This window comes from Syntrophaceticus schinkii, from assembly GCF_000946815.1.
Taxonomy (GTDB): Bacteria; Bacillota; DSM-12270; order Thermacetogeniales; family Thermacetogeniaceae; genus Syntrophaceticus; species Syntrophaceticus schinkii.
Genome location: NZ_CDRZ01000223.1, coordinates 22,027 through 28,773 on the forward strand (window position 1 = coordinate 22,027; position 6,747 = coordinate 28,773).

A 6,747-nucleotide genomic window follows, 5' to 3' on the forward strand; every position below is an offset into this window, starting at 1 on the left:
GAATGGGGTGTTTTTTATTAAATCAGGATTTGCATGTATCATAGGAAGGCCAAATGTAGGGAAATCAACACTTCTTAACCAGTTTATGGGCCGTAAGGTGGCTATTGTTTCAGATAAACCCCAGACCACCAGAAATCGCATTCTGGGGATCTTGACAACAGAAGACGCCCAGGCTGTTTTTATCGATACCCCTGGAATACATAAGCCGCGCCATAAACTGGGGGCATACATGACGCGCCTGGCACAGGAAACTCTGGAAGAGGTTGATCTGGTGATCCATGTTGTGGATGCCTCTGTTTCACCTGGTACAGGAGAGGAGTATATTCTCGAGCAGCTGCGGGATGTGAGCACACCGGTTCTTCTGGTATTAAATAAAATAGACCTGATCAAGAAACAGGAACTGCTGCCATTGATCGACTGGTTTTCTAAGAGGTACGATTTTCAGAATATTGTTCCGGTTTCCGCCTTGACTGCGGAAAATTTAGATAAGTTGAGGGAGCTAATCGCCGCTAATTTGAAGGAAGGCCCCTTTTTTTATCCCGCTGAAATGGTGACTGATCAACCGGAGAAGTTTGTTGCAGCGGAGATTATCCGTGAAAAGGTGCTTCATCTAACCCGTGAGGAGGTTCCCCATGCGGTTGCTGTTGTTATCGAAGAGATGAAGGAGCGCGAAAACGGGCTCTTTTATATAAATGCTGTCGTCTATGTGGAGCGGGACTCCCAAAAGGGCATTATCATCGGCCGCGGCGGCAGGATGTTGAAGGAGATCGGTCAGCTTGCCCGCCAGGAACTGCAGGCCATTTTAGGCAATAAGGTCTACCTCGACCTGTGGGTAAAGGTAAAGAAGGACTGGCGGGATGATGAAGCTGTCCTGCGCTCATTTGGCTACGAATGAGATGCGGCGGGGACGGTTCCCGGTGCATTTCTGCCCGTGCGCGGGGCGCGTGCGCGGGGGACGGTTCCCGGCGCATTTCTGCGTGCAAGGTGCAAGGGGGACACGGTTCCCGGCGCATCTCTGCGTTGGGGATTCACCCCTGGCGCACGCACCTCAAACTTCTGACTTCTGGCCTCTGACTTCTGTTTTTTTAGTGGGGTGTTAGTATAATGAGAGATGAGTTGGCGAAGTATATTGAACACACTTTATTGCTGCCGCAGGCTGTGGAGAGTGACTACGAGCGTCTCTGTCGGGAGGCACTGGAATACGAGTTTCATGGGGTCTGTGTTCCCCCCAGCAGGGTTCGGCTTGCCTGTTCCATCCTTGACGGAAGTGATGTGCGGGTTGTTACTGTAGTGGGCTTTCCCCTGGGCTTTCAAACCACTGCAGCCAAGGTGTTCGAAGCAGAAAACGCCCTGGCAGAGGGTGCCCAGGAGCTTGACCTGGTGATAAATATCGGTTTATTGAAAGAGGGGCTGTGGACTGCTGTAGAGCAGGAGATCTCCTCCATAGTACGAGCTGCAGAAAGAGCTGCCGATTCTGGCGAGGAAAGTCCTGTGATCAAGGTGATCATAGAAACCTGCTACCTGACTGATAAAGAAAAAAGCACTGCTGCACAGATAATACATGCCGCCGGCGCTGATTTTGTGAAGACATCCACAGGTTTTGGCCCTCAAGGGGCGAGTGTAGAGGATGTTGCACTCCTTCATGAAACAGTGCGCGGTGAACTGCGGATCAAGGCTGCCGGAGGGATCAGAACAAGGGATCACGCCATGGCTTTAGTCAAGGCAGGGGCGGTTCGCCTGGGGACGAGCCGGGGCCCTGATTTAATAAAATAAAAAATATTTGATAGCTGTTGCAGGATTTTCGCTGTCAGGGTAGAATAAATAATCTCTATAGATACAATTACATAAAAGTTATGAAACAAATGCGGTCCTCCGAGTCTTTCGGCCTGTCGCTACAGAGCTAATGGCCGATAAACCGATAGGGTGTATCTGGAAACGGGTGCGCCTCCCATTGTGAAAAGGAGGATTTAATGATGTTATTCCTGCTTTTTCGGAGTGGCCACATTTAAAAAGTGGTCACTTTTTTATTTGCAAACGAATATGGTGGTTGGCTCGAGACCTACAGAACTTAGTCCTGGTTACCCAGTGGTTTAGGGTATATGGTGAGGGTTAACCACCACATTTTTTTAAGTTTGGCCTGTACAAGGATACCAGTTTTAATATTGGTATGGGCCATTAGTCCAATTATTAAGGATGTTTAACATTAATTTTTATTTATAGAAGGAAATTGGATTCGTGTGAAGAATCATATAATAAAACATAAAATGGTTAACCATCCTTAATTTATACAATACTTACACACTACTGATCCTCCGATTCTTTCAGCCTGCAGCGTTGCTGCCAGTGGTTGCTAGACCCTTAGGTGTACCATGAAATGGGTGTGCCTCTGAAGGGAGGAGTCTGCAATTCATCGGAGTGACACATATGTAAACTGTGGTCACTTTCTTATTATAGTTCCTGCGCTTGTCTCATAAGTATATACCATAATGGCTTACAATGATTGTTACTTCATCCATAGTAACGCGGCTATGAATAGTCGTTCGAACTGTCCGGCTGAACCTCAGAGGAAATAGGTGCTGGGGGGAGCACTGTGCCTGCACTGAGCAGCCGTTGGGCTAGGCATTTTTGCGCCATGGGTGGTGTCATAAGGGCTCGTCAGATTAATTGTCTGTAACGGGTTATGTGGCCAAGCCGAATCGGAATCCATGAAAGCGCAAGGATAACCTGGAACATATTTCAGGAATCAAGCTGTAAAGGGGTGATGTTTATAGGAAGCCGATAAATCAAATCCAAAACAAAAAAATGTGGGAGGAGGAACAAAATGAGCGAACTCAGTCGCCGTGGTTTTTTGAAATTGTGCGCGGGTTCGGTGGCTGCTGTCAGTTTGAGTCAGGTTCTTCTGCCGGAACTGGCGAAAGCCGCACCTGCCTCAGGAAACCCCCCGGTGATCTGGATTCAGGGAGCAAGCTGTACCGGATGCTCCATATCTCTTTTGAATTCAGGACAACCGGGCATGAAAGAGATCCTCACTGAAATCATTGACCTCAAGTTTCACCCTAATGTGTCGGCCGCAGCCGGCGATCTGGCTATGAAGGTCATCGACGACACAAGAGATGCCGGAAAATATTATCTTGTTGTTGAAGGGGCCGTGCCAACTAAAAATGGGGGGATCTACTGTACAGTAGGCGAACGGGATGGAAAACATGTAATCTTTCAGGACAGAGTCAAAGAACTGGCAAAAAATGCGGATGCTGTGATAGCTATCGGCACCTGCGCATCGTACGGGGGAGTAGCGGCAGCCAAGCCCAATCCCACCGGATGCAAGGGTGTAGATGCTGTTTTAAAGGAAGCGGGGATCGAAACCCCGGTTGTAAATATTCCTGGCTGTCCAATACACCCGGACTGGTTTGTAGGGGCACTGGCACATATTCTTCTTTTTAAAGAAGTACCGGAACTTGATAAAATCGGGAGGCCAACAGTGTTTTACGGAAAGTGTGTCCACGACAATTGCCCGCGACGGCAGTACTTTGATGCCAGTGTTTTTGCCAAGAATTTCAGCGAGCCTGGATGTCTATTGGAGATCGGATGCAAGGGTCCCCTTGCCCACTGTGACAGCTTTGATCGTCTGTGGAACAGCGGTGTGAACTGGTGTATCAAGTCGGGTGCGCCCTGTCTTGGCTGCACCGAAAAGGACTTTCCTGATTGTGCCACTCCTTTCTACGAGAGAATGCCTGGTGTGAACCTGCCTGGTATTACAGCAAGTGCTGATGCTGTAGGTGGTGTTCTGGGTGTTGCAGTGGCGGCCGGCATCGGTGCTCACCTGGTAGGGAGCATTGCCAAAGGCCGCACAGGCAAGAAAGAGGAAGGGGGGGGAGGAATAAATGCAGACGATCTCAGTTGATCCGGTAACAAGAATCGAAGGCCATTTGAAGATCGAGGTTGAGGTTGACGGGGGTAAGGTTGTCAGTGCCAAAAGTTCAGGTACGCTTTTCCGTGGGATAGAACTTATCCTGCAGGGTCATGATCCAAGAGATGCTCAGGAACTTGTTCAGCGCATCTGTGGTGTATGCCCGGTCGGACATGCTGCCGCCTCAGCATTTGCCCTGGATGATGCCTTTGGTATCGAACCCCCGGATAATGGCAGGATCCTTCGCAACCTGATCCTGGGGGCCAACTATATACAGTCAGATATCCTGCATTTCTACCATTTGGCAGCTTTGGATTATGTGAAGGCACCTGATACCATCCTGCCTCTTGCTCCCCGCTATGAAGGGGATTACCGGCTTCCGGACGATATCAACGCAGCTGCGGTTGATCACTACCTCAAAGCATTGGAGATGCGTAAAAAAGCTCATGAACTGTGTGCCATCTTCGGGGGGAGGGCGCCTGCACCCAGGTCGATTGTGCCTGGAGGGGTTACCGAAGTGGTTGATGCGGAAAAGATCTTACACTTTAAATATCGCCTGGCTGAGCTGATAGATTTTATTGACAACATCTATGTACCCGATGTTCTGGCGGTTGCGGATGTTTACAAGGACTGGCTTGATATTGGCCGGGGCTGCCAGAATATGCTGTCTTTCGGATGTTACCCACAGAAGGATGGCAGCAGATTTATCAAAGAAGGCACCTATATTGACGGCAAGGATGGCCGCTTTGATCCAGATCAGGTTACTGAAGATGTCAAGTACTCATGGTACAAGGATGACATTGATAAATCACCCAAAGAGGCAGTGGTTGCTCCTGACCACGAAAAGGCCAATGCTTACTCCTGGATGAAAGCACCGCGCTATGAGGGTAAGGTGCTGGAGGTGGGGCCACTTGCCCGCATGTGGGTAGACAAAGACCCCACAATCCGTGGTTTTGGAGAAAAGGCCTTTTCGGTGATGGGACGACATGCTGCGCGGGCCTTGGAACTCCAGAAAATAGCACACGCTATGAATGACTGGGTAATGGAATTAAAACCCGGGGAGCCGACCTGTGCTCCTCATGAACTACCGAAAGAGGCCACAGGTGTCGGCACTGTAGATGCTGTGCGTGGTGCCCTGGGGCACTGGATTAAAATTGAAGGAGGGCGCATTGCCAAATACAATTGCGTTGTGCCTACTACCTGGAACACCAGCCCCCGGGATGACAAGGATCAGCCCGGTCCTGTGGAACAGGCTTTGGTTGGCACGGAGGTCAAGGATGCGAACAATCCAATTGAACTGGTCCGTATTGTGCGCTCCTTTGATCCCTGTATTGCCTGTGCGGTGCATGTGATTACCCCGAACCGGAATGTTGGCGCATTCCGTGTTTATTAAGGGGGGATCACGATGAGGGGTTTGGAATATCGACATACGCGATCTGTGCGCTTTTTCCATTGGTGGAACGGTATTGCCATGATTCTGCTGGCCTTGACTGGTTTTTATATTCACACACCACATGGTTTTCCGATTTTTCCTTCAATGGATATCGCAAGAAAGATCCACTTTATCTGCATGTATGCCGTAGCAGCCGGTGTTATCGGGCGTCTCTACTACGCTTTTGTAACCAGGGACTCCAAAAACTTTCGGCCGCGCTCTGCTGATTTTGGGAATATGATAGGGCTGATGAAGTACTACCTATTCATCAGCGATGAACTGCCCGATTTCGGAGAAAAGTATAACCCTGGCCAAAAGATGATGTATCTGGGTTTTGTACCACTGATTATTATTCAGGGGTTTACAGGTTTCCTCCTCTACTGGCCTACAACCTTTAACCACTGGGCGACCGTTTTCGGAGGCATGCATGTGATGAGGATCGTCCACTATATTGTTGCCTGGCTCTTTGTATACTGTATAGCTGCACACCTCTACCTGGACTTCAGTGAGGGGTTGGCCAATATCGCAGGGATGATCACCGGTTACAGGCCTAAAGATTTTCATGGTCACAAAAAGAAGCGAGAAGCCGGGGTTCTTCCTGCCGGAACAGAGAAAACGGCAAAAGGTTAACCGCAGTCTGAAAGGAGAAAAGGTGACAGAGGGACGGTTCCTCTGTCACCTTTTCAGTTCTGGATCTCCCCCTCAGAACTGACGCATAGCCTCTAACTACTATGCCCGACAAGGGTTTCCAGAGACTAGAAGAAATATTTTATCGAAAAAGGAACTGGACAGCGGTAATTAATTATGAGACAATAGTGTGGGTTATTATCAAAGGGGGCCTGCACTATGACAAAACAATACGACAACCAAGTCTTGGTAAGCGGCAGATATTTCACCGAACAGGAACTGCAAGATGTTAAGGAAATAATACGCATGTTTCCGAAACTAAGCCTTACCGAGCTAGCAAATACGGTCTGTGAGAACTTAGATTGGGTAACACCGAATGGTCGGAACAAGACAGCTTCATTAGACCTACAAGGCTTTTAAAGAAACTTGAAGAAAAGGGGTCAATTACCCTACCAGCCAAACAAGAAGATAAGATTCACGACAACCGGGATCGGATTGAGTTTGGGGTACACACGAGGCCTGCTCAGTTGATAGAGGGAAGCGTGAGCGATTTTGAGCCCATCGGGTTAGAACTGGTAAGAAGTCGAGACGGCATTAGATTATGGAACGAATATGTTCATCGTTACCATACCCTAGGCTACAAGCGACCCTTTGGTGCCCATCAGCGCTACTTCATCACCACAGGGACAAGAGAAAAACCATTGGGATGTCTTTTATTTGCGGCAGCAGCCTGGGCGTTGACAGCACGTGACGAATGGATTGGCTGGACCCAGATACGACC

Annotated in this window: 6 protein-coding genes and 1 riboswitch; all 6 genes read left to right on the forward strand. The window is 49.0% G+C overall.

Translation table 11 applies throughout. The features are described 5' to 3' along the window. Nucleotides 1-16: 16 nt before the first annotated feature. Nucleotides 17-895 carry a GTPase Era gene (gene era, locus SSCH_RS07885; protein ID WP_232294297.1) on the forward strand — a complete coding sequence of 293 codons (879 nt, stop codon included), beginning with the start codon at nucleotides 17-19 and terminating at the stop codon, nucleotides 893-895. A gap of 209 nt (nucleotides 896-1,104) precedes the next feature. Next, nucleotides 1,105-1,773: a deoxyribose-phosphate aldolase gene (deoC, locus tag SSCH_RS07890; RefSeq protein ID WP_044664980.1), complete on the forward strand. Its 669-nt coding sequence runs from the start codon at nucleotides 1,105-1,107 to the stop codon at nucleotides 1,771-1,773. 85 nt (nucleotides 1,774-1,858) lie between these two features. Continuing rightward, nucleotides 1,859-1,980, forward strand: a riboswitch (molybdenum cofactor riboswitch). Nucleotides 1,981-2,821: 841 nt separating this feature from the next. Continuing rightward, nucleotides 2,822-3,901, forward strand: a complete 1,080-nt coding sequence (locus SSCH_RS07895) for a hydrogenase small subunit (RefSeq protein WP_044664981.1) — start codon at nucleotides 2,822-2,824, stop codon at nucleotides 3,899-3,901. Then, nucleotides 3,882-5,300 (forward strand): nickel-dependent hydrogenase large subunit, encoded by a 1,419-nt coding sequence (locus tag SSCH_RS07900; RefSeq protein ID WP_044664982.1) that lies wholly within the window; start codon nucleotides 3,882-3,884, stop codon nucleotides 5,298-5,300. Before SSCH_RS07895 ends, SSCH_RS07900 begins: the two co-directional genes overlap by 20 nt. Nucleotides 5,301-5,312: 12 nt before the next feature. After that, nucleotides 5,313-5,969 (forward strand): Ni/Fe-hydrogenase, b-type cytochrome subunit, encoded by a 657-nt coding sequence (cybH, locus tag SSCH_RS07905; protein WP_044664983.1) that lies wholly within the window; start codon nucleotides 5,313-5,315, stop codon nucleotides 5,967-5,969. A 359-nt stretch (nucleotides 5,970-6,328) separates the two neighbouring features. Beyond that, nucleotides 6,329-6,747: Druantia anti-phage system protein DruA (locus SSCH_RS17565; protein WP_156972187.1), on the forward strand; the 419-nt coding region annotated here is incomplete at its 3' end.